The organism is Vibrio sp. 1401 (assembly GCF_033340295.1).
Map to the genome: position 1 here is coordinate 1 of NZ_JAWOWF010000675.1, position 561 is coordinate 561.

The following is a 561-nucleotide window of genomic DNA, read 5'->3' on the forward strand; positions in this document are numbered from 1 at the left end:
ATTTCACACGCTGGAATCGTGCCAAACACAAAACCATTTGGTACCTCTACCATTTCACTCACGGGCAAGCAGGTTACAAATTCAAAATGACCGAGCTTCATATCCATTGAAAGGTAATAGCAGAACAGTTCGCCGCTGACGGGCAGACTTTCTTTCTGCATCAGTTCGTACAGTCTTTGAGTTTGCTTTTTCATGATTGGACCAAGCTCAGGAATTGTCCCTGAACCTTGCAAACCAACGTAATGAATCAAATCTTGATGACGAGTGCCGATTTCGCTCAACTGCGACAATATTTGCCCAGTTTCTAACTGGCTTTTTAGCATCTTGAGTCCACGATCGTAATCCATTTCAACCATGGATTTGAACATCGTTTTCAGAAAAAACAGATACCAAGGAACACGAGACTGCATTTGCCATTCTACGGTACAACCATCTTGTGACGGCGTCACGATGAGCGTCACCTTTCCGTGGCTTTTGATGGGGCGAAAAAAATGCAGCTCCATGTCTAAACGATGTTCTTGTGTGCTTTCCAGAACAACCGCCCCCGTCCCAATTCGTTGC

General features: G+C 44.9%; 1 protein-coding gene. It reads right to left on the minus strand.

What is annotated here, in order from left to right; genetic code table 11:
* Positions 1 to 561: SRPBCC family protein (locus R7Z77_RS27515; protein ID WP_318137329.1), on the minus strand; the 561-nt coding region annotated here is incomplete at both ends.